General features: G+C 71.3%; 22 protein-coding genes. 12 read left to right on the top strand and 10 right to left on the bottom strand.

All coding sequences use genetic code 11. From position 1 onward, the window contains the following. Positions 1 to 13: 13 nt before the first annotated feature. Entirely contained in the window at positions 14 to 1,816 is a 1,803-nt protein-coding gene (locus tag OU416_RS17715) for an alpha/beta hydrolase family protein (protein ID WP_270928091.1), read from the bottom strand. 192 nt (positions 1,817 to 2,008) lie between these two features. Here OU416_RS17715 and OU416_RS17710 point away from each other — a divergent pair, with 192 nt between their 5' ends. From OU416_RS17710 to OU416_RS17675, 8 genes are all read left to right on the top strand, one after another. Beyond that, a complete protein-coding gene (locus OU416_RS17710) occupies positions 2,009 to 2,344 on the top strand; it encodes a YbaB/EbfC family nucleoid-associated protein (protein ID WP_270928090.1) in 336 nt (111 codons plus the stop codon). Between the two features lie 64 nt (positions 2,345 to 2,408). After that, on the top strand, positions 2,409 to 3,005 hold the full coding sequence (recR, locus tag OU416_RS17705) for a recombination mediator RecR (RefSeq protein ID WP_093158117.1): 597 nt from the start codon (positions 2,409 to 2,411) through the stop codon (positions 3,003 to 3,005). A gap of 280 nt (positions 3,006 to 3,285) precedes the next feature. Then, entirely contained in the window at positions 3,286 to 4,971 is a 1,686-nt protein-coding gene (locus OU416_RS17700) for an ABC transporter substrate-binding protein (RefSeq protein WP_270928089.1), read from the top strand. A gap of 98 nt (positions 4,972 to 5,069) precedes the next feature. Next, entirely contained in the window at positions 5,070 to 6,080 is a 1,011-nt protein-coding gene (locus OU416_RS17695; protein WP_270928088.1) for an ABC transporter permease, read from the top strand. 4 nt (positions 6,081 to 6,084) lie between these two features. Beyond that, positions 6,085 to 7,017 (top strand): ABC transporter permease, encoded by a 933-nt coding sequence (locus OU416_RS17690; RefSeq protein ID WP_093158113.1) that lies wholly within the window; start codon positions 6,085 to 6,087, stop codon positions 7,015 to 7,017. Positions 7,018 to 7,029: 12 nt separating this feature from the next. Further along, complete coding sequence (locus OU416_RS17685) at positions 7,030 to 8,025, top strand: ABC transporter ATP-binding protein (protein WP_270928087.1); 996 nt, start codon at positions 7,030 to 7,032, stop codon at positions 8,023 to 8,025. Then, positions 8,022 to 9,128, top strand: a complete 1,107-nt coding sequence (locus tag OU416_RS17680; RefSeq protein ID WP_270928086.1) for an ABC transporter ATP-binding protein — start codon at positions 8,022 to 8,024, stop codon at positions 9,126 to 9,128. Before OU416_RS17685 ends, OU416_RS17680 begins: the two co-directional genes overlap by 4 nt. Positions 9,129 to 9,197: 69 nt before the next feature. Then, positions 9,198 to 9,380: a hypothetical protein gene (locus OU416_RS17675; RefSeq protein WP_270928085.1), complete on the top strand. Its 183-nt coding sequence runs from the start codon at positions 9,198 to 9,200 to the stop codon at positions 9,378 to 9,380. A 219-nt stretch (positions 9,381 to 9,599) separates the two neighbouring features. On the opposite strand, the gene OU416_RS17670 is transcribed toward OU416_RS17675, so the two are convergent. Beyond that, complete coding sequence (locus OU416_RS17670) at positions 9,600 to 10,502, bottom strand: EamA family transporter (RefSeq protein ID WP_270928084.1); 903 nt, start codon at positions 10,500 to 10,502, stop codon at positions 9,600 to 9,602. Positions 10,503 to 10,685: 183 nt separating this feature from the next. Here OU416_RS17670 and OU416_RS17665 point away from each other — a divergent pair, with 183 nt between their 5' ends. Then, positions 10,686 to 11,585, top strand: a complete 900-nt coding sequence (locus OU416_RS17665) for a LysR family transcriptional regulator (protein ID WP_270928083.1) — start codon at positions 10,686 to 10,688, stop codon at positions 11,583 to 11,585. On the opposite strand, the gene OU416_RS17660 is transcribed toward OU416_RS17665, so the two are convergent. Continuing rightward, positions 11,586 to 11,993, bottom strand: coding sequence for a RidA family protein (locus OU416_RS17660; protein WP_270928082.1), 408 nt, complete (start codon positions 11,991 to 11,993; stop codon positions 11,586 to 11,588). A 60-nt stretch (positions 11,994 to 12,053) separates the two neighbouring features. Here OU416_RS17660 and OU416_RS17655 point away from each other — a divergent pair, with 60 nt between their 5' ends. Next, positions 12,054 to 12,656, top strand: coding sequence for a TetR/AcrR family transcriptional regulator (locus OU416_RS17655; RefSeq protein WP_270928081.1), 603 nt, complete (start codon positions 12,054 to 12,056; stop codon positions 12,654 to 12,656). On the opposite strand, the gene OU416_RS17650 is transcribed toward OU416_RS17655, so the two are convergent. The 6 genes from OU416_RS17650 to OU416_RS17625 form a co-directional block, all read right to left on the bottom strand. Next, the gene (locus OU416_RS17650) at positions 12,598 to 13,734 is read right to left on the bottom strand and encodes an acyltransferase family protein (RefSeq protein ID WP_270928080.1); all 1,137 of its coding nucleotides are present in this window, start codon (positions 13,732 to 13,734) and stop codon (positions 12,598 to 12,600) included. The two genes, OU416_RS17655 and OU416_RS17650, sit on opposite strands and share 59 nt — an antisense overlap. Before the next feature lie 49 nt (positions 13,735 to 13,783). Further along, positions 13,784 to 14,896 (bottom strand): D-alanine--D-alanine ligase family protein, encoded by a 1,113-nt coding sequence (locus OU416_RS17645; RefSeq protein WP_270928079.1) that lies wholly within the window; start codon positions 14,894 to 14,896, stop codon positions 13,784 to 13,786. After that, positions 14,886 to 16,127, bottom strand: a complete 1,242-nt coding sequence (alr, locus tag OU416_RS17640; protein WP_270928078.1) for an alanine racemase — start codon at positions 16,125 to 16,127, stop codon at positions 14,886 to 14,888. The genes OU416_RS17645 and alr overlap by 11 nt, the downstream gene beginning before the upstream one ends. 193 nt (positions 16,128 to 16,320) lie before the next feature. Beyond that, the gene (locus OU416_RS17635) at positions 16,321 to 16,740 is read right to left on the bottom strand and encodes a hypothetical protein (RefSeq protein ID WP_270928077.1); all 420 of its coding nucleotides are present in this window, start codon (positions 16,738 to 16,740) and stop codon (positions 16,321 to 16,323) included. A 114-nt stretch (positions 16,741 to 16,854) separates the two neighbouring features. Continuing rightward, the gene (locus tag OU416_RS17630) at positions 16,855 to 18,489 is read right to left on the bottom strand and encodes an alpha-amylase family protein (protein ID WP_270928076.1); all 1,635 of its coding nucleotides are present in this window, start codon (positions 18,487 to 18,489) and stop codon (positions 16,855 to 16,857) included. An 11-nt stretch (positions 18,490 to 18,500) separates the two neighbouring features. Beyond that, positions 18,501 to 18,707: a hypothetical protein gene (locus tag OU416_RS17625; protein ID WP_270928075.1), complete on the bottom strand. Its 207-nt coding sequence runs from the start codon at positions 18,705 to 18,707 to the stop codon at positions 18,501 to 18,503. 219 nt (positions 18,708 to 18,926) lie between these two features. Between OU416_RS17625 and OU416_RS17620 the strand changes: the two genes are divergently transcribed. Further along, positions 18,927 to 19,799: a helix-turn-helix transcriptional regulator gene (locus OU416_RS17620; protein WP_270928074.1), complete on the top strand. Its 873-nt coding sequence runs from the start codon at positions 18,927 to 18,929 to the stop codon at positions 19,797 to 19,799. An 87-nt stretch (positions 19,800 to 19,886) separates the two neighbouring features. Beyond that, the gene (locus tag OU416_RS17615; protein WP_270928073.1) at positions 19,887 to 20,738 is read left to right on the top strand and encodes an oxidoreductase; all 852 of its coding nucleotides are present in this window, start codon (positions 19,887 to 19,889) and stop codon (positions 20,736 to 20,738) included. A 64-nt stretch (positions 20,739 to 20,802) separates the two neighbouring features. Here OU416_RS17615 and OU416_RS17610 read toward each other — a convergent pair whose 3' ends face one another. Beyond that, positions 20,803 to 21,357, bottom strand: coding sequence for a sugar O-acetyltransferase (locus tag OU416_RS17610; protein WP_270928072.1), 555 nt, complete (start codon positions 21,355 to 21,357; stop codon positions 20,803 to 20,805). Positions 21,358 to 21,774 lie beyond the last annotated feature (417 nt).

Genomic DNA, 21,774 nt, shown 5'->3' with positions numbered 1-21,774 from the left:
CCACGCCCGAGCGTCAACGCCTCGCGAGGTGGCGGGCCAGGAAGGCGAGGGCCTTCGGGTAGGCGTCCAGGCGGTTGGCGCGCTTGGCCAGGCCGTGGCCTTCGTCCGGGTAGACCAGCAGCTCGCACTCCAGGCCCTTCGCGCGGACCGCTGCGGCGATCTGCTCCGCTTCCGACAGCGGCACCCTCGGGTCGTTCGCGCCGTGCAGGACGAACAGCGGTGCCGCGATCGCCGCGACCTCGGTCAGCGGTGAGGCCTCGTGCAGGAAGTCCGCGTCGGCGACCAGCGAGCCGTACTCGCGCTCGCGGTGCGCTCGCCGGTAGGGCGCGGTGTTCTGCAGGAACGTGACCAGCGACGAGATGCCGACGATGTCGACGCCCGCCGCCCAGCGCTCCGGCTGGAAAGCCAGGCCCGCCAGCACCATGTAGCCGCCGTACGAGCCGCCCCACAGCGCCGCGCGGCGCGGGTCCAGGCCGATCGCGGGCAGCCAGTCGTGCAGGTCGGCGAGGTCGGCCACCGCTTCCAGCCGGTTGCGCCCGTCGTCGGCGGAGTACCAGCGCTTGCCGTAGCCGGTGGAGCCGCGCACGTTCGGCACCAGCACCTCGTGGCCCTGCGCGACGAGTGCTTGGACGATCGGGTTGAAGCCGCGCACCGACTGGCTCTCCGGTCCACCGTGGACGATCAGCACGGCGGATCCGGCCAGCTCCGGATCGGGTTGCGCCGGTGCGTACCGGAAGCACGGCAGCCGTTCGCCGTCGCGGGTGGGCACCCGGTGGGTGGTCGGTTGCACCGGCAGCTCGCCGTCGAGCTGCGCGGCGGAGTCGGTCAGCGGGCGGCATTCGCCGGTGGCCGCGTCCACCAGCAGCACGTCGCCGGGGACCGCCGGTGCGGTGAAGGTCAGCGCGATGAACCGCGAGTCCGGTGACCACACCGGTTGCGGCAGCGGGAACGCGCACCAGCCGTCCGCGGGAAGGCGGACCTCGTGCCGCCGTTCGCCGGTCGTCGCGTCGTGCAGCGCCAGCCGGCCGGCGCCGTCGTCGTTGGTCTGCACGAGCAGCGTCGCGCCGTCCGGCGAGAGCCAGCCGGTCAGGTCGTGCTCGTCGGAGGTCACCAGCCAGGTCCGGGCCCCGGTGCGCGGGTCGATGCGGGCCACGCCGGTGCGGTCGCGCTCGAAGTTCGTGGTGGTGATCAGCCCGGAACCGCCGGGCAACCAGCGGACGTTGGTGTGCCTGGCGGCCACCTCGCGGCCGGTCAGCGTCCGCACCCGGCCCGCGTCGACCACCACCAGCTGGTCGGACATGGGCGGGCCGCCGGGCACGGTGAGCGCGGTGCGGTGGCCGTCGGCCGCCACCTCCAGCACCATGCCGCCCTGGTCGTAGACGACGTGCTCCTCGCCGGTGGCCACCTCGCGGACGATCACGTCGAAGTCGACGCCGTTGCGGCGGTTGGTGCTGTAGACGATCCGGCCCGGCAGCACGTCCAGCAGCCGGTGCACGTGCTCGGGATCGCGGACCAGCGGACATAACTCGGGCAGTCGCTGCGGCCCCGGTCGCGGCTGGTCCAGGCGCAGCAGCGACAGCTGGCCGCGCTCGTCGCCGTCGGTGTCGTGCTGCACCACCACCGCGCGCTCGCCGGGCAAGTAGCGGCCGGTCACGGCGCCGGACAGCGCGGTGAGCCGGGTGCTCGCGCCGTCGGCGAGCTCGACCAGCTGCGTCGAGCCGGACTCGTCGGATCCGGCCAGCACCCGCCCGGTGCCGGTCACGTCGAAGGCCCGCCAGCTGGTGAGCTCCAGCAACCGCACGATGTCCAGCGCCATGCCGACACCCTGTCACGCCCGACCCGCCGAGCCCAGGGGTCTGGTCATACATCAGGAGGGGCACCCGCAGTCCGGGGAAGCACTCAGGTTCCGCCACCCGCACCGCTGCGCAAAACGGCCACCAACAGGCTCTAGGCTGGTGGGGTACCCCGTGCTCGTGGGCGCGGGTCCCGCGAGACGAGGAGGAGCACCGTGCAGCCAGGTGGCCAGCCGAACATGCAGCAGATCATGGAACAGGCGCAGAAGATGCAGGAACAGCTGATGACTGCGCAGCAGGAGCTCGCCGAGGCGGAGGTCACCGGTAGCGCCGGTGGCGGCCTGGTGACCGCGACGGTGACCGGCGCCGGTGAGCTGAAGGGGCTCACCATCGACCCGAAGGCGGCCGACCCGGAGGACACCGAGACGCTGGCCGACCTGGTCGTCGCCGCGGTGCGCGACGCCAACCGCGCGGCGCAGGAGTTGCAGGCGGCGAAGATGGGCCCGCTGACCAGCGGCCTCGGCGGCGGCCTGTCCCTGCCGGGCATGTGATCCCACCGCCAGCTTCGAGCGCGGTTCCGGCTGGGATCGCGCAGGCCCTGGAAACGAGCGAGAAGTGTACGAAGGTCCGGTACAGGATTTGATCGACGAGCTCGGCAGGTTGCCGGGCATCGGTCCGAAGAGCGCGCAGCGCATCGCCTTCCACCTGCTCGCGGCCGAGCCCGCGGACGTGACCCGGCTGCAGGAAGTGCTGCAGAAGGTCAAGGAAGGCGTGGTGTTCTGCGACGTCTGCGGCAACGTCTCCGAGGAGACCACCTGCCGCATCTGCCGGGACGTCCGCCGCGACAAGGCGCTGGTGTGCGTCGTCGAGGAGCCCAAGGACGTGCTGGCCGTCGAGCGCACCCGCGAGTTCAAGGGGCGCTACCACGTCCTCGGCGGGGCGCTGGACCCGTTGTCCGGGGTGGGCCCGGACCAGCTGCGGGTGCGCGAGCTGCTGGCCCGCATCGGCAAGGACGACATCACCGAGGTGATCATCGCGACCGACCCGAACACCGAGGGCGAAGCGACCGCGACCTACCTGGTCCGGATGCTGCGCGACTTCCCCGGTCTGACGGTCACCCGGCTCGCCTCGGGTCTGCCGATGGGCGGCGACCTGGAGTTCGCCGACGAGCTCACCCTCGGCAGGGCGCTGTCCGGCCGCAGGGCGCTCTAGCCCGGAACCTCTGAAGCCGCCTGGCGAACGCACGCCGTTGCCAGGCGGCTTCTGCGTTCGCCGGTTGTTTACGTTTTTCCCGTATTTGCCGGAACTCCGCACCGGAGTTGCCCTGGCGGCAAGTAGGAGAAGTCGCTGGTCCGGGCGGGTGATCGTCGGATATCGATCGGTTCATTAGGTAGCCCTAAGTAGTCGGATCGTAACTTCCGGGACTCCATCGAACGCATGGTGCGCGTTAGTCTCACGTCACTCTGAGACCTGAGACACACGGGGTGCTTCCATGAGTAGAGCTCCATCGGCGGCGCGCACCACGCGGCGCCGCGTCGCCACTGCCGGCGTCGCGCTCGTCGCGGCCACCTCGCTGGCCGCGTGCGCGCAATCGCAGCGCGAGGCCGGTGGCGGTGAAGGTGGCACGCTCACCTTCGGCGCGGCCGGTGCGCCCGACGGGTTCGACCCCTTCTACGCCTCCGACGGCGAGACCTTCCGGGTCAGCCGGCAGATCATGGAGGGTCTGGTCGGGTTCAAGCCCGGATCCGCCGACGTCGAGCCGGAGCTCGCGGAGAGCTGGGAGCACACCCCGGACGGCAAGTCCTGGACGTTCAAGCTGCGCACCGGCGTGAAGTTCCACGACGGCACCGACTTCAACGCCGAAGCGGTGTGCAAGAACTTCCAGCGCATGTTCGACCAGAAGGGCGCCGGGCAGAACCAGGCGCTGTCCTACTACTGGATCGAGAACTTCGGCGGGTTCTCCGACGGCGCGACGCCGTCGCTGTACCAGTCCTGCGACTCGCCCGACCCGGCGACCGCGGTGGTGCACCTGACCCGCGCCAGCTCGAAGTTCCCGGACATCCTCGGGCTCCCGTCGTTCAGCATGCAGTCGCCGACGGCGATGGAGAAGTACAAGGCCAACGACGTGCAGGCCCAGGGCGACAGCTTCGTCTACCCGGAGTACTCGCGCTCGCAGCCGACCGGCACCGGGCCGTTCAAGTTCTCCTCCTACGACGAGGGCAACGGCACCATCAAGCTGGTCCGCAACGAGGAGTACTGGGGCGAGAAGGCCAAGCTCAACGAGCTGATCTTCCGCATCATCCCGGACGAGACGGTCCGCAAGCAGGAGCTGGAGTCGGGCGCCATCGACGGCTACGACTTCCCGAACGCCGCCGACCTCAAGGCCCTGCGCGACGCCGGGCACAACGTCCAGGTCCGCGACCCGTTCAACATCATGTACCTGGGCATCACCCAGAAGAACAACCCGGCGCTCAAGGACGTGAAGGTGCGCCAGGCGCTGGCCTACGCGCTGGACCGCGAGACGCTGGTCAAGGCGAACCTGCCGGAGGGCGCCTCGGTCGCCACCCAGTTCTACCCGGACACTGTGGACGGTTACGCCGACGACGTGCAGAAGTACCCGCACGACCCGGCGAAGGCCAAGCAGCTGCTCGCCGAGGCGGGCGTGCCGAACCTGACGGTGAACTTCTACTGGCCCACCGAGGTGACCCGGCCGTACATGCCGGACCCGCAGGGCATCTACAACGCGCTGGCCGAGAACCTGCGCGCCGCGGGCATCACCGTGAACCCGGTCAGCAAGCCGTGGAACGGCGGCTACATCGACGACGTCGACAACGCCAGGGCGGACATCTTCCTGCTCGGCTGGACCGGTGACTACAACACGCCGGACAACTTCATCGGCACCTTCTTCGGCACCACCGAGAACCGCTTCTACACCGCGGGTTCGCCGTGGGGCGCGGACCTGGCGAACCAGCTGAAGGCCGCCGACGCCGAGCCGGACGAGGCCAAGCGCGAGCAGATGTACCAGGACATCAACCGCAAGCTGATGTCCGAGTACCTGCCCGCCATCCCGCTGTCGCACTCGCCGCCGGCGATCGTGACGAGCGCCGAGGTGCAGGGCCTGCAGACCTCGCCGCTGACCGCCGAAGAGTTCGCCTCGGTGAGCATCTCGGGCCAGTGAGTTGACGATTTCGCGCGAAACCGGCGCGGCTCCCGCACGGGGCCCGTCGGTTTCGCGCGAAGTCGCGCTCGCTGCCGAACTGAGCAACGGGGGTTTGCGTGCTCCGCTACACGATCCGGCGACTGGCGCAGCTGGTGCTGGTCGTCTTCGTCCTGTCGATCCTGCTGTTCGCCTGGCTGCGCTCGCTGCCCGGCGGGCCGGTGTCGGCGATGCTGGGCGACCGCGCCACGCCGGAGGCGCGGGCGCAGCTCGAAGCAGATCTCGGCTTGGACCAGCCGCTGTTCGTGCAGTACCTGCGGTTCCTGGGCCGCGCCGCCACCGGTGACTTCGGCACCTCCACCGGCGTGCAGCCCGGCACGCCCGCGATGGAGGTGTTCCTGACCCGCTTCCCGGCGACGCTGGAGCTCTCGATCCTGGCGCTGCTGCTGGCCGTGGCCATCGGCATCCCGCTGGGCTACCTGGCCGCCCGCAAGCGCGGCAGCTGGCTGGACAACCTGAGCATCACCTGGTCGCTGGTCGGCGTCGCGGTGCCGGTGTTCTTCCTGGCGTTCCTGCTGAAGTTCGTGTTCGCCGTCCAGCTGGGCGTGCTGCCCGCCTCCGGCCGCCAGGACGCCGGGCTGGACGCCACCAGGGTCACCGGCTTCTACATCCTCGACGGGTTGCTGACCCGCGAGTGGGATGCCGCGTGGAACTCCTTCGTGCACCTGATCCTGCCCGCCATCGCGCTGTCCACCATCCCGTTCGCGGTGATCTTCCGGATCACCAGGGCCGCGGTGCTGGACGTGATGGACGAGGACTACGTGCGCACCGCGCGGGCGAAGGGCCTGGCCTCGATGGTCATCCGCCGCAGGCACATCCTGCACAACGCGATGCTGCCGGTGGTCACCACGATCGGCCTGCAGACCGGTGCGCTGCTGGCCGGTGCGGTGCTGACCGAGCGGGTGTTCAACATCGCGGGCATCGGGCAGGCGGTCGCGCTGGGCTTCGAGCGCAAGGACTTCCCGGTGCTCCAGGTGGTGATCCTGGCTTCGGCGATGATGTACGTGCTGGTCAACCTGCTGGTGGACCTCTCGTACGCGTTGATCGACCCACGACTGCGGACACGGTGAGGTCATGGCTCTGAAATCGCAGCGCAAGGAGCGCATCGACGCGCTGGCGGAGGCCTCGGCGGATGCCGGGGTGAGCCTGGCGGCGTCGGCGTGGCGGCGGCTCAAGCGCAACCCGGTGTTCGTGGTCGGCGCGGTGATCATCGCGGTGTTCGTGCTGGTGGCGCTGCTCGCGCCGCTGCTGGCGCCGCACGACCCGGCGTTGCGGGTCCTGGTCGACCAGGTCTCCCGCGCGGAGAACACCATCCCGCCGCCGCAGGAGGGCTTCCCGCTGGGCGGCGACCAGTACGGCCGCGACCTGTTCTCCCGGCTGCTGCTGGGATCCCAGCAGACGCTGCTGGTCGCGGTGCTGGCCACCGTGATCGGTCTCGGCGGCGGCCTGGTGCTGGGCGTGGTGGCCGGTGCGTTCGGCGGCTGGGTGGACTCGCTGGTCATGCGGGTCGTGGACGTGATGCTGTCGGTGCCGTCGCTGCTGCTGGCGGTGTCGATCGGCGCGCTGTTCGCGCAGCAGAGCCAGTTCACCGTGATCCTGGCGGTGGCGATCGTGCAGGTGCCGATCTTCGGCCGCCTGCTGCGCGGCACGATGCTCGCGCAGCGCGCCAGCGATCACGTGCTGGCGGCGCGGGCGCTGGGCGTGAAGGAGAGCTCGATCGTGTTCCGGCACATGCTGCCGAACGCGCTCGGCCCGGTGATCGTGCAGGCCACGCTGGTGCTGGCGGTGGCGATCATCGACGCGGCGGCGCTGTCCTTCCTCGGCCTCGGCGCGGCCGACGACTCGGTCCCGGAGTGGGGCCAGATGCTCGGCGGCGCGCAGAACATCATCGACTCGCACCCGCAGCTGGCGTTCTGGCCGGCGAGCTGCATCATCCTGGTCGCCCTCGGCTTCACCCTGGTCGGCGAGTCCCTGCGGGACGCGCTGGACCCGAAGCGCCGGCGCTGACGGAGGAAAATCATGGCACTGCTGGAAGTCCGCGACCTCTCGGTCGTCTTCGCCCGCAAGGGCGAGCCGCCGGTGACCGCCGTGGACGGCATCTCCTTCGACGTCGAACCCGGCCGCACCGTCGGCCTGGTCGGCGAGTCCGGCTGCGGGAAGTCGGTCACCTCGCTGGCGATCATGGGCCTGCTGCCGACCCGCGGCGCGGAGGTCTCCGGCTCGGTGCGCTTCGACGGCACCGACCTGCTCTCGCTGTCCCGCCGGGAGCTCGACCAGCGCCGCGGCAGCGACCTGAGCATGGTGTTCCAGGACCCGCTGACCTCGCTGAACCCGGTGGTGTCGATCGGGCTGCAGGTCTCGGAGGTCATCGAGCGGCACCGCGGCCTCTCGCGCAAGGAAGCGATGCCGGAGGCCGAGGACCTGCTGCGCCGGGTGGGCATCCCGGACCCGCGGCGGCGGCTCAACGAGTACCCGCACCAGCTCTCCGGCGGGATGCGCCAGCGCGCGCTGATCGCGATGGCGCTGGCCTGCAAGCCGCGGCTGCTGATCGCCGACGAGCCGACCACCGCGCTGGACGTGACGATCCAGGCGCAGATCCTGCGGCTGCTCTCGGAGCTGGTGGCCGAGACCGAGACCGCGCTGATCATGATCACGCACGACCTGGGCGTGGTGGCCGGCCTCTGCGACGAGGTGAACGTGCTCTACGCGGGCCGGGTGGTGGAGCGCGCCGCGCGGCACGAGCTGTTCGCGCGCCCGCGGCACCCGTACACCGCCGGGCTGCTGGCCTCCATCCCGCGCCTGGACGCCCCGCGCGGCCAGCGGTTGTCGCCGATCAAGGGCTCGGTCAGCGACAACATCCCGTGGGACGCGGGCTGCGCGTTCTGCCCGCGCTGCCCGAACTCCCTGGAGGTCTGCGAGCAGCAGACCCCGGACGTGAGCATCGACGTCGGCGCGCGCCTGCTGCGCTGCCACAACCCGGTGCGCGAAGCACAGACCCCGGTGGAGGCGTCATGACAGAAATCCTGGACACCGCCGGGGATTCCCAGGACGTGCTGGTCGACGTCGAGGACGTCGCGGTGCACTTCCCGATCAAGCGCGGCGTGGTGCTGGACCGCACGGTCGGGCACGTCTACGCCGTGGACGGGGTGTCGCTGCGCATCCGGCGCGGTGAGACCTACGGCCTGGTCGGGGAGTCCGGCTGCGGCAAGTCGACGCTCGGGCGCGCGGTGCTGCGGCTGGAGAAGCCGACCGGCGGCAAGGTGGTGTTCGACGGCGTCGACCTGTCCGGGATGAAGGGCGAGCCGCTGCGCCGGATGCGCCGCCGGATGCAGATGGTCTTCCAGGACCCGCTGTCCTCGCTGGATCCGCGGCAGTCGGTGCAGTCGCTGCTGGTCGAGGGCATGCGCGCGCACGGCATGGGCACCGACCGGGAGGCCACCGACAAGCGGCTGCGCGAGCTGCTCTCCGCGGTGGGCCTGCCGACGACCTCGCTGCGCAAGTACCCGCACGAGTTCTCCGGCGGCCAGCGGCAGCGCATCGGCATCGCCCGCGCGCTGTCGGTGGGGCCGGAGCTGGTGGTGGCCGACGAGCCGGTGTCCGCGCTGGACGTCTCGGTGCAGGCGCAGGTGGTGAACCTGCTGGAGGACCTGCAGGCCGAGTTCGGCCTGACCTACCTGGTGATCGCGCACGACCTGGCGGTGGTGCGGCACATCGCCGACCGGGTCGGCGTGATGTACCTGGGCGGCATCGTGGAGGAGTCCACATCGGACGACCTCTACGCGGAGCCGCTGCACCCGTACTCGAAGGCGCTGCTGTCGGCGGTGCCGGTGCCGGACCCGACGGTGGAGGACGAGCGCGAGCAGATCCTGCTCTCCGGCGACCTGCCCTCGCCCGCCAACCCGCCCGCGGGCTGCCGCTTCCACACCCGCTGCCCGTGGCGCCAGCCCGACCGCTGCGACACCGAGCGGCCCGCGCTGCGCGAGCTGAAGCCCGGCCACCGGGTGGCCTGCCACTACGCCGAGGAGATCCGCGACGGCAGCTTGCAGCCGCACGAGGTGGTCGCCGAGGCGGTCGACCCGGCGGACTTCGGCGACCTGGGCATCAGCCCGGCGAGTTGACCCGTTCCGGCCCCGCGGCCGATCCTGTCCACATAGGATGATCGGTCAGGCGTGAACGGGAGGTTACGGGTGAGGTACAGCAGCGCGCAGCGGTGCACGGCTTGCGACCATCGGGCGATCTTGGTGGCCGCGACAGCGGATCGCCTGGTGGCCGAGTCCGGCCGCGCGCTGGTGTCCTACGACTGCCCGGAGGGCAACGGCATCCACGTCTGCAACCCGGACTTCGAGCGCAGCGGCGCCCGTCGAGGCTGAGGGCACTGTCGGCGTAGCCGTCCGCGCCTTATAAGCGGCGAAGCCGCTTGGAGTGGGTATGCAGCTTGCACCGCCGCGGGTTCTGAGTGGTTTCCTGGCGAGGACGGCCCCTCCGCCGTGTATTGGTCATACATCAGGAGGGGCACCCGCAGTCCAGGGAAGCACTCAGGTTCCGCCACCCGCACCGCCACGCAGACCGGCCATTTGACAGGCTCTGACCTACACCCGTTCGAGGGCTGGTTCCGGGGCTCGGCGCTTCTTGAGGTTCAGGCTGCCGAGCAGGACTCCGGTGACGACCACCGCGCCCGCGGCGAGCTCGACCGGGTGCGGGTGCTCGCCCAGGACCAGCCACGCGGTGGTGAACCCGACGACGGGCACCAGCAGCGAGAACGGTGCCACCCGGCTCGCCGGGTAGCGGCCCATCAGCGTCGTCCACAGCCCGGAGCCGATGACCGTCGCCAGCAGCGAGGTGTAGGCGAGCCCGGCGAGCGCGTACCAGCCGGTGGTCGAGTCGAAGACCGTCGTCAGCGCCTGCAACCCGGCCGTCGGCCCTTCGAAGGCGGCCGACATCGCGAACATCGGCAGCGGCGGCACGATCGCGATCCACAGCGTCAGGTGCAGCGGGTTCGGCGGGTTGGCCTTCCGCGCGCACAGGTTGCCCAGCGCCCACGAGAAGGCGCCGCACAAGGTGATCAGCATCGGCAGCAGGGCGGCGCTCTGCGCGCGGTTCCAGCCGATCACCACCATCCCGAGCACCGCGGTGAGGATGCCGATGATCTGCAGCGGCGTGATCCGCTCCCGCAGCAGCAGCGCCCCGAGCGCCACGGTGAACGGTGCGGAGGCCTGCTGCACCAGCGAGGCCAGACCGGTCGGCATCCCCATGTTCATCGCCACGAACAGGAACGCGAACTGCATGGCGCCGAAGAAGAGCCCGTAGCCGAGCAGCCACTTCCACGGCACGTCCGGCCGCGGCACGAAGAACAGCACCGGCAGCAGCACGGCGAAGCGCAGCGCGGCGAAGAAGAACGGCGGGAAGTGGCCGAGCCCGAAGTCGAGGGCGATGAAGTTGGCGCCCCACAGCACGGCGACGAGCACGGCCAGCGAACGATCTCGGGGATTCACGCACCAAGCTTGCGCCGCCCAACTGTGAAGAACAAGCAACACTAATTGCACCAAGCGTGCAGAAGTCCTTCATGGACATCCAGCATCCGGGACGGCGATCCGGTCGGCCGCAGGCGCGACTGACCGCGCTCGCGGTCCTGACCAGGGTCGATCCTGCACACCTTCCCCGCGTAGCCTTCCGCCATGGACGTTCGGAGGTTGCGGCTCTTGCGGGAGCTGGCCGACCGGGGGACCGTCACCGCTGTCGCCAGGGCCCTCTCCTACACGCCGTCCGCCGTCTCGCAGCAGATCCGGGCGCTGCAGGCCGAGGTCGGCGTCCAGCTGACCGAGCCCGCCGGGCGCGGGCTGCGGCTCACCGATGCCGGCTGGAGCCTGGCCGCGAGAGCGGACGAGGTGCTGGCAGCGCTGGACCGCGCCGAGGCGGAGCTGGACAGCTACCGGTCGACACCGCGGGGCGTCGTGCGGGTGGCGATCTTCCCGTCCGGCGCGTTCCTGCTGCTCTCCGGCCTGCTGCGGCGGATGAGCGCGCACCCCAAGGTGCGGCTGGAGTGCCGCGACGTCGACATGACGCCGGTGGAGGTCCCGGGGCTGACCGCGGACTTCGACCTGGTGGTCGCGCACCGGGACGACCAGGCGCCGCCGTTCGACGGCGAGCGCACGACGATCACGCCGCTGCTGCGCGAACCGCTGGACGTCGCGCTCCCGCTCGGCCATCCGCTGGCCGCGAAGGAGCGCGTCGAACCCGCCGAGCTGGTGGGGGAGCCGTGGCTGAGCGTGGACGTCGGGTTCCCGGTGGACGACGTGCTGCGCTCGCTGGCCGTCCGCACCGGCGTGCGGCCGAAGGTCGTGCAGCGCATCAACGACTTCAGGATCACCGAAGTGCTGGTCGCCGACGGGTTCGGCGTCGCGCTGCTGCCCCGGTACTCGGCGAACCTCCGCACGGTGGCGCTGCGCCCGCTCAGCGGTGTCCGAGCGGGCCGCAACATCGAGGTCGTCGCCCGGCGCGGGGCCACCGAACGCCCGGCCGTCCAACTCGTCCTCGACGCCCTGGTGGCCGAGGCCGAGACCGTCACCAGCCGGTAGCTACTCGACGACCGCGGTGGCCTCGACCTCGACCAGCAGGTCCGGCTCGCCCAGCGCCGCGACGCCGAGCAGGGTGATCGGCTTGACCGGGTCGATGCCGAGCTTCGCGGCCGCCCGGCCGACGCCCTCGCCCAGCAGCGGCATCTTCTCGGGCGCCCAGTCGACGACGTAGACGGTCAGCTTCGCGACGTCGTCGAAGGACGCGCCGATCTCGGTCAGCGCCCGGCCGATGTTGAGGTAGCACTGCTCGACCTGCGCGGCGAGGTCGCCGCCGCCGACCGGCGTGCCGTCGGCGTCGCGGGCGACCTGCCCGGCGAGGAAGACGAGCTTCGACCCGCTGGCGATGGACAGCTGGCGGTACGCCTCGGGCTTCGGCAGGCAGTCGGGGTTGACCAGTTCCACGGACACGGATTCCTCCTCGGGAGATGCGAACGGCGGAAGCATAGCGATGTTATGTAATCTGATGCCATGGCGAGGGCGAAAGATCCCGAGGTTCGCGCCCGGCTGCTGGAGCGGGCCGCGCACATGCTCCGGACCCGGCAGCCGGTCACGCTCCGCGCGCTGGTCGAGGGCACCGGGGTGTCGACGATGGCCGTCTACACCTACTTCGGCGGCATGGACGGCCTGTGGAAGTCGTTGCGGCAGGAGGGCTTCACGCGCCTCGCGGCCAAGCTCTCCGAGGTCCCGACGACCTCGGACCCGGTGCGCGACCTCGCCGCGCTGGGCGCCGCCTACGCGGCCAACGCGGTGGCGAGCCCCGACCTGTACCGGGTCATGTTCGACGCGGGTTTCGAGCTCGAAGACGCCGACGCCGCCGACGAAACCCTGCACAGCCTCGTCCGCGCCGCGGATCGGGCCAAGGAGATCGGCCGCTTCCGGGACGACGTCGATCCGCTGCGGCTGGCGATCCAGGGCTGGGCGATCGGCCACGGGCTCGCCTCGCTGGTCACCACCGGCCCGCTGCCGCAGCAGGCGCTCGCCAACGCGGTGCCCATGCTGACCGCGCTGTTCGTCAGCGCGGGCGACGACCCGGACGACTGCCGCCGGTCGGTGGAAGCGGGCTGGGCTTAGCGGGAGCAGGCAGGTCGAAGATCCACTTGGTGGGCAGGAACCGGTGGATCAGCAGGCAGAGCGCCACGACCACGGCGGTCAGCACGGCGGGTTCGATGGTGGCCAGCACCGTCTGCGCGGTGGGATCGGCGCGGGAGAGCACGTCGACGAGAGCCAGGTGGAGCAGGGCCAGCAGCGGCATGTGCACGACGTAGATCGGCAGTGTCCGCCGACCGAGGCCGGCGAGCGCCCCGGTCAGCGCCGACCAGCGCGTGACCAGGCCTGCTGCGGTCACCCCGAGGAACACGGCGATGAAGCTGGCGGCAGGCCACAGCCCGAACCAGGTCTTGGCGTCGAAGTGCTGGATCAGCGCGAGCACGCCCAGGTAGGGCACGGCGATGGCGAAGAACCGCAGCCAGCCGGCCGTGGCGGCCACCCGCTCGACGATCGGTTTGCCGTGCAGTCCGGCCAGGAAGAAGACCAGGTTCTGGTAGACGCCCTCGCGGTCGCCCGGCAGCGGGATCAGTTCGGCGGAGGCCGCGGCGGACAGCGCGAACGCCGCCACCAGCACGACGGGCGCGGGGACCCGGCGGGTCAGCTTGGCCACCGCGAAGTAGAGGGCCAGCGCGTAGAGGTACCACAGGTTCGACGGGTCGATCGTGAGCTGCCGGAAGAACTCGTGGGGCCCGGTGGCGCGCGCGGTGTCGAAATCCGGCACCAGCGAGAGCAGCGCGGTGTGGACGACCAGCCACACCACGTAGAGGTAGTAGAACTTGGCCAGCTTCGTGCGGCCGAGGACCCGCCACGGCCGCGCCACCGCCCGAGCCGCGAAGAGGCCCGATATCGCGAAGAACAGCGGCATCCGCAGCGGCAGGAGCTGCTCGCCCAAGGTGCCCCAGATGCCGGGGAAGGGCAGTGAGATGCGCCAGTCGACCTGCAGGTAGTGCTTCATGATCACGTGCCACAGCACGACGAGCACGATGCACGCGCCCTTGGCGACGTCCGCCCACGCGTGCCGTTCCGGTGCGGCGGCGTGGTCGCGGAGGTCTCCGGTGAAGCGGAGGCGCACCGTGCTCTGCTGATCAGCCGTTCTGCGCAACGGAAATCACCCCGTGACGTGCGTGCCGGAGATCGTCCACATCGGACAATCAGCTCGGGTTGGCGGCGAGGGCGCTGGTGCTGCGCCGCCCCGCTCGTCGCAGGGCCGTCTCGATCAGCACGTCCAGCAGCTCGGCGTATCCCAGGCCGACGGCCTGCCACATCCGCGGGTACTGCGAGCTCGACGTGAAACCGGGGAAGGTGTTGACCTCGTTGATCGTCGCCGTGCCGTCGTCGGCCACGAAGAAGTCGACGCGCAGCAGCCCGGAGCACTCCAGCGCGGCGAACGCGCGCAGCGACAGCTCGCGGAGGTGCTCGGTGATCTCCGGGTCCAAGCGCGCGGGCACCTCGAAGGTGGTGCCGGAGTCGGTGTACTTGGCGTCGTGGTCGAACAACCGCTGGTGCGGGGCGAGCCGGATCTCCAGCGGCGGGCTGACCTCGATCGATCCGTCCGGCCGTTCGAGCACCCCGACGTCGATCTCCCGGCCGGTCAGGGCTGCCTCGACGAGGACCTTCCGATCGCTGCGGGCCGCGTCCGCGATGGCTGCGGGCAGCGCCTCCCAGGTGTCCACGCGCGAGACCCCGACGCTGGATCCGGAGCGCGCCGGTTTGACGTAGACCGGCAGGCCGAGGCGTTCCTCGTCGGCGGCGGGCAGGCGATCCCGCTCATCGCGCAGGACGACGCCGTCGGCCACGGCCAGGCCCGCGGCCGCCAGCAGCTTCTTCGCGTACTCCTTGTCCATCCCGACGGCGCTGGCCAGCACGTGGTTGCCGACGAAGGGGATGCCGCACATGTGCAGCATCGCCTGGAGCGTCCCGTCCTCCCCGTACGGGCCGTGCAGCGCCGGGAAGATCACGTCGCAGTCCTGGATCTGCTCCAGCGCGCGCGGAATTCCGCTGAGCGCCTGCGCTCCTCCGCCGTGGACCCGCGCGAAGTCGTCGACCAGGAACGAGCGCGCGCGGTGATCGGCCGCCGTGAACAGGCCCGGGTCGTCCTTCCCGACGATCCACGAACCGTCGGGTTCGATCTTGACCGGGACGACGTCGTAGCGCCGCCGGTCCAGGTGGGCCAGCACGCTGGCGGCCGACCCGCAGGACACGTCGTGCTCGTTGCTCCTGCCGCCGAACACGACGGCCACCCGGACGTTTCCCTCATGCGACACAAGTTTCCCCAAACGACAGGTGAGCGGTGCGTTCACCGATGTAGCGACGGGCGACCCGGCTGCCGATGCCGGTGTAGATCTCGTGCGGGAGGGTGCCCGCCCACCGGGCCCACTCGGTGACCGCGGGCCCGTCCCCGCCGATCACCACCACTTCCGCGCCGACGTCCGCGGCGTGCTGACCGAGGTCGACCACGAACTGGTCCATGGCGATGCGACCGGCGATGGGGTACCGGCGTCCGCGGATCCGCACCTCGCCCCGGCCGCTGGCCTGCCGCGGCACGCCGTCGGCGTAACCGAGCGGCACGAGCGCCAGCCTGCCGTCCCGGGCCGTCGCGTAGTCGTGCCCGTACGAAACACCGGTACCGGCGGGAACCTCCTTGACCAGGATCGTTCGCGCGCGGAGGGTGAGCGCGGTCCGGAGCCCGAAGACCTTCCCGGCCACCGGTTCCACCCCGTACAGGCCGATGCCGGGCCGGACGAGGTCGTAGTGGGTGCGCGGCGCGTCCAGCGCAGCCGCGGAGTTGGCCAGGTGGCGCAGCTCGGGATCGAGCCCCGCGGCCCGGGCCGCGGCGACGGCGGCGTCGAAGCGCTCGACCTGCTCGGCGGTGTGCCCGCCACCCGGATCGTCCGCGCTGATCAGGTGCGACCACACGCCCCGGACGCGCACCAGCGAGTTGCGCTCCAGCCACCTGGCGCGCCGCACCAGCGCGGGCCAGTCCGGCTCCGCGGCCCCGCCGCGGCTCAGCCCGGTGTCGACCTTGAGGTGGATCGTCGCGCGCACGCCGAGCTCCGCGGCGCAGCAGGAGATCGCCTCCAGCACCTCCGCCGAGGACACCGAGAGGTCGACATCGGCCAGGAGCGCGGGCCGGAAGTCCTCGTGCGGGCTGTGCACCCAGCTCAGCAAGGGTGCACCGATACCGGCTGCGCGCAGCTGAAGCGCCTCCGCGGAAGTCGCGACGCCCAACCAGCTCGCGCCGTGCGCCAGCGCCGTGCGGGCCACGGGCACCATGCCGTGCCCGAAGGCGTCGGCCTTCACCACCGCCATGACGGCGGCGGGGGCAGCGGCACGAGCGATCAGCTCGGTGTTGTGCGCGATGGCGTCGAGGTCGACGACGGCTTCGGCGAGCGCGTTCTCCCGCACCGGGCGCGCCGATGTCGCGCCGATGACTCGCACCGGAGACGCGACGCTCCCGCTGCGGTGCGCGGCGGAATCTCCTCTGGCATCATTCATGTGTCTCGTTGCTCGATCCTGTTGGATCAGGTCGGTTCGAGGTCGACTGGCACACTTCCAACGGCAGCGACCGGTGTTCAACGTTCTCTTCCGATGCGTGCGCGAATGTCCCGGCACTGATGTCCGAGCGCGCAACAAGTCCGCAAAGGACGGACGGGGTGAGGGCGGCACGGCCCCCACCCGGTCTGCTGCGTCACTTCGAGGTGCACTCGACCTCGGGCTCGTCCGCGGTGCCGGAAGCGACGCAGTCCAGCAGCTGGCCATCGGCGGGCTGCGGGTAGCTCGCGATCAGCTCGCGCTCACCTGCGGCGTTGGTGACGTAGAACTGCTCGTCGGTGATGTCGTGGCCGGGCCAGTCGTAGCTGCGCAGCTCCACGACCGAGTTGGGTTCGACGAGCGTGCCGAGCCCCCCTTGGCCCTCGGCGCTCCACCCGACGTGCGAGATCTCGTAGTCCACCGCGGTGATGCGGAGGTTCACCGGCTTCGAACCCGGGTCGGTCACGGCGGTGCCCTGCCCGCCCGCCGTCGCGAAGGCCACGCCGCCCGCGGCGACCAGCGCGATCGCGATACCGGCACCGGCCAGCGTGCCCCGCTTGATGTTCTTGCGCTTCACGGTTGTTCCGCCTCTCATCGTTCGCCAGGTGTCCTCGTGGACGCGTTCGATCCTCGCGAGCGGATGTCTTGGCGGCGTTGGGGCGATGTCCGGATCTCGTAACACGCCGGCGCGCTAGGCCGGGGCGTGCTCGGCGGCCCAGCGGCAGATCGCGGCGACCTCGTCGGCCTGGGCGGGCAGCGTCGTGTCCACGATGCCGACGACCGGGATGTGGCCCTCGTGGAAGACGTCGGCCGGGCGGTGCAGGAAGCCCTTCTCGTGCACGCCCGTGCTGCCCGGGCCAGGAGTGCCCTCCGCGAGGTGGGCGGTGGTGCGGGCGTAGCGGGTGAGCACGCGGGGTCTGCGCAGGTCGCGGTCCATGCCGTACCACTGCTGGCTCAGCGGGAAGACCGCCGACAGGGCGTCCCACCAGCCCTCCACCGCCAGCACCAGCTCGGGGTGGCGGTCGCGCAGCTCGCCGACCAGCTGCCGGTAGCCCTCGACCACGTCGTGGCGCGGATCGTTGAACCAGAAGCCGAGGGTGTCCAGGAACGCCGCGTCGACGCCGAAGTCGCGCACCGTCGCGGAGATCGACTCCACCAGGTGCGCGCGGAACCGCGGTTCGCCGGGGTTGAGGAACACCTGGTCGCCCTCGCCGACCCGGTCGCCGTCCCAGTCCGGCCGGTTCAGCAGCTCCGCGTACCGGTCGGTGTCGTTGCGCAGCACGGCCTGCTCCCACGGCGGGTACTGGACGACGTTCGCCCCGTGCCCGCCGTACATCGGCATCAGCCGCACGCCCAGCTGCCGCGCGAAGCGGGTGAGCGCGGCGAAACCCTCGGCGCCGCCCATGTCCTCGCCGGGGCGGTACCGCGGGTAGTCGTAGTAGTAGCGGCCTTCCCAGCCGGGCAGGTAGGCGAGCACGCGGTGCGGTTCGATGTGCTGCGCGACGAAGCTCAGCGCCTCGGCCATCTGCGGGAACGTGTTGAACACGTAGCCCGTCCAGTGCTGGCCGTGCAACGTCACCACCAGCGCGATGTCGCGCATCCACGCCGGCACGTCCGGCCGGGTGCGCCAGGGCCGCAGGTCGTGGACGCGCTCCACGAAGGTCATGTGCTCGTCCAGGTCGGCGTCCGCGGTGCGCGCGTCGGTGCCGAGCCGGAGGCGGATCGGCGGCACCTGGTAGCTGGTCGTGCGCGCGCTGGCCATCGGCAGGTGCACCAGCTCCGCGATCGGGCCCGGCGCGTAGCGCGGCTGGTGGACGTGCAGGATCTGCCGCCGCACCAGCGGATCCCGGACGCTGAGCACGAACCCGCTCTGCTCGGTGCCCGCGGCCACCCACGGCGTCGCCCAGTCCGGGCCCGGGTATTCGAGCTGGAACCGCCGGCCGTCGACGCCGTGCGCCCAGCCGCGCCCGGTGTTCGGCGCCCACCACCCGGCGCGCAGCTGCTCGGGCGGCAGACCGCGCAGCAGCAGCTTGACGGACTTGATCGGCTCCGCGTGGCGCGCCGCGATCGACCACTGGAGTACGCCGCCGTCGTCGGTCACCTCGACGTCGACCGAACCCGCCGCCACCGGTTGCTGCTGGCCGAGCCGGGAGTACCGGTCGGCGTGCAGGTGCCGCCGGTCGTCGCTGAGCCGGGCACCGGCGTCGAGGCCGTACCCGTTGGTGGTGGTGAACACCTGCAGTGCCCACTCGACGCCGGTCGCGCCGGGGGCGGGGAAGTAGGGGTCGCGCGGATCGAAGCTGAGGTCGGTGTCGATCAGTCCCACGCGGCACCCTCCTACCGGTTCGTGGCGAACCCGACGGCCTTGTCGAGCAGCGCGGCGAGCCCGTCGGCCTCGTCCGCGGTGAACACCAGCGTTTCCCCCGGCGGCAGCACGACGGCGACCCGATCACCCACCACCAGCACGGACACGTTCTCGGTCGCGGGCGGGCGGCACGGGATGCGCCACCGCAACTGCTCGCACGGGTCTTCGATCGGCCACATGTTCACCTCGGCACTGCGGTCTTTCCGGTGCCTGACTGAACCCCGTGCGCCACCCATCATCAAGTTCGGTACACCGATCGGGTGGTTCGGGCAACGGCGGCCGCCACAACTTCACACGCCTCGCCCAGCGGAAGAACCCGAACGCCCGACCTGCTGCGTAGTACTGGCAGGGCCAGCCACGCCCTTGGTGATCGTCCGGGCGCGGAGCAGACTCGAGGCATGGGCGACAACGACTTGGGCGACTTCCTGCGGGCCCGCCGCGCCGGGCTCACGCCGGACGAGATCGGTCTGCCGGTCGAGTTCGGCGCCGGTCGCCGGGTCACCGGTCTGCGGCGCGGTGAGGTCGCGCAGCTGGCCGGGGTGAGCACCGAGTACTACACCCGCCTGGAGCAGGGCCGCGCCCGGCAGCCGTCCGAACAGGTGCTGCACGCCCTCTGCGACGCGCTGCGGTTCGACGACGTCGAGCGGCGGCACCTGTTCGCCCTCGCGGGCACCGCAGCCGGGCGCAAGGACCCGGCCGAGCACTCGGCGCGGCTGCGGCCGGCGCTGCGGCAGCTGCTGGAGGCGATGGAACTGGCCCCTGCCTTCGTCAGCGACCGGAACCTCACCGTCGTCGGCGGGAACGCGCTGTGGGCGTTGCTGTTCCCCGACGTGGCCGAGCTGCCGCGCCGGGAGCGCAGCATGGCTCGTTGGACGCTGCTGGATCCGCGCGCTCGCCTGGTGTGGTGCGACTGGGAACGCGTCGCCCGCGACTACGTGCACGGCTTGCGGCTGGCGGCCGCCGCCCAGCCGCGGAACCAGCGCATCGCCAACCTGATCGGCGAGCTGATGATGCGCTCGCCCGAGTTCCCGGCGTGGTGGTCCGAACACCGCGTCCGGGAGCGCAGCACCGGCCTCAAACGGCTCCGCCACCCCGTCGTCGGTGACCTGGAGCTGCAGTACGAGATCTTCACGCCGGTCGCCGACCCGGGCCACACGCTCGTCACCTACTGCGCGCCACCCGGCTCGCCGTCCCAGGAGCGACTGCGACTGCTGGCCAGCTGGGGCAGCGAACCCGCCGCGACCGCCCGGGACACCGCCGCCGAGGCCTGACCTCCGCCCGAACACGGCCCCGCGATCCCGCGGGGTCCATGCCGCCGTGCCCGCGGCCTGGCAGCCATCCACGAAAGGACACCCGCAGTGAGCAAGACATTCCTGATCACCGGCGTCAGCACCGGCCTCGGACTGGCCATCGCCCGACGGGCCCTGGCCGCCGGGCACCGGGTCGCGGGCACCGTGCGCACCGAGCAGCACGCGGCCGCCTTCCGGGCACTGCACCCCGACCGCGCCCGGGCCTTCATCCTCGACCTGTCCGACGCGGACCGGATCGACCCCGTGGTGCGGGCCGCCGAAGCGGAAATGGGCCAGATCGACGTGCTCGTGGCCAACGCCGGTTACGGGCTCGAAGGCACCTTCGAGGAGTCTTCGATGGCCGATCTGCGCCAGCAGTTCGAGGTCAACGTGTTCGGCACGGTGGCGACCGTGAAGGCGGTCCTGCCCGGCATGCGGGAGCGGCGCGACGGCCAGATCTTCGTCATCACCTCGATGGGCGGGCACACCACCTTCCCCGGCCTGGCGTTCTACGAGGGCAGCAAGCACGCCCTGGAAGGCATCACCGACACCCTCGCCCAGGAGGTCACCCAGTTCGGCGTGCGGGTCACCGCGGTGGCTCCCGGCGCGTTCAAGACCGACTGGGCGGGCAGGTCGCTGGTCCGCGCACCGCGCAGCATCGCCGACTACGACGAGCTGTTCGACCCGATCCGGAACCGCCGCCGGGCCCTCGCGGGTCAGGGCATCGGCGACCCCGATCGCGCGGGCGAGGCCATCCTCAGCCTCCTGGACGTGGCGAAGCCTCCCGTGCACCTCCTGCTCGGCTCGGACGCGCTGCGCCTGGTCGCTGCCGGGCGCCAGCGCGTCCAGGACGACTTCGACGCCTGGGAGGAGCTCAGCCGCTCCACCGACTCCACCGAAGGCGGAGTGACGGTCGCCTGACCCACCGGGACGGCGGCGGGCCCCCGGCCTCGGAGGCCGGGCCGTCGCCCGTCTCGGCGCCCGGTCAGAGCTGCCGGATCACCCGAGCCGGGTTGCCCGCGGCGAACACGCGCTCGGGCACGTCGCGGACGACCACGCTGCCCGCGCCGACGACGGCGTTCGCGCCGATGCTGACGCCGGGGCAGACGATCACGCCGCCCCCGAGCCAGGCGTTGTCGCCGATGGTGATGGGGGCGGGCCGTTCCCATCCGGCGCGACGCCGCTCGTGGTCCTCCAGCGGGTGCAGGGCGGTGAGCAGCTGCGCCCGCGGACCGATCCGGACGTCCTCGCCGATCGTGATCGCGGCGTCGTCCATGAGGAGGGCGTCGTTGTTGACGAAGCTGTTGGCGCCGATGCTGATCTGCGCGCCGTAGCTGCACGTGAAGCGCGGCAGGACGCAGGCGCCGGGGCCGAACTCGGCGAACAGCTCCTCCAGGAGCTTCCGGCGCTCGGCGTCGTCGTCCGCGCCGGTCGCGTTGAACCTGTCGAGCACCCGCCAGCAGCGCTTCCGGTCCTCGACCAGGTCCGGTTCGTCGAGGTACCACTCACCGCGCAGCATCCGTTCCTTCTGCTCGCCCATGCCGCCGCTCTCCCGGGATTGGTCGGATCGACCGCCGAACCTTCCAGCCGGGGCCCTCCGGAGCAAGATCCGGAACGCCGCCGCGCGGCGGTGGACTTGGGTCGCCTTTCGCACGGAGCGCGCGGTGGGGTGGTGGTTTCGACACAGCGATCGGTGCCTCGGTGCCCTCGGGGATCATGTGGGGTGGTCGGCTTGTGGAGCGGGCGCGTTTTCTCATGAAATTGGCATCGTTGGCGAGGCGAGCGGCGGTTGGCACCGCAGCCAATTTCAGGAGAAAACTCTGACGTCGCCACCACAAGCACGGCCGCCCGCGCCCGGTGCGATACGCACGGTCCTGACCATGTCCACGGCCGTCCCCGGTGGTGCCGAGCTTCGCCGATTTCGCTTGAAATTGGCGGCCTCGCCACCGCAGGCTCC

Source organism: Saccharopolyspora indica, assembly GCF_027853965.1.
Taxonomy (GTDB): domain Bacteria; phylum Actinomycetota; class Actinomycetes; order Mycobacteriales; family Pseudonocardiaceae; genus Saccharopolyspora; species Saccharopolyspora indica.
This window is presented reverse-complemented; position numbering and strand designations above follow the sequence as displayed.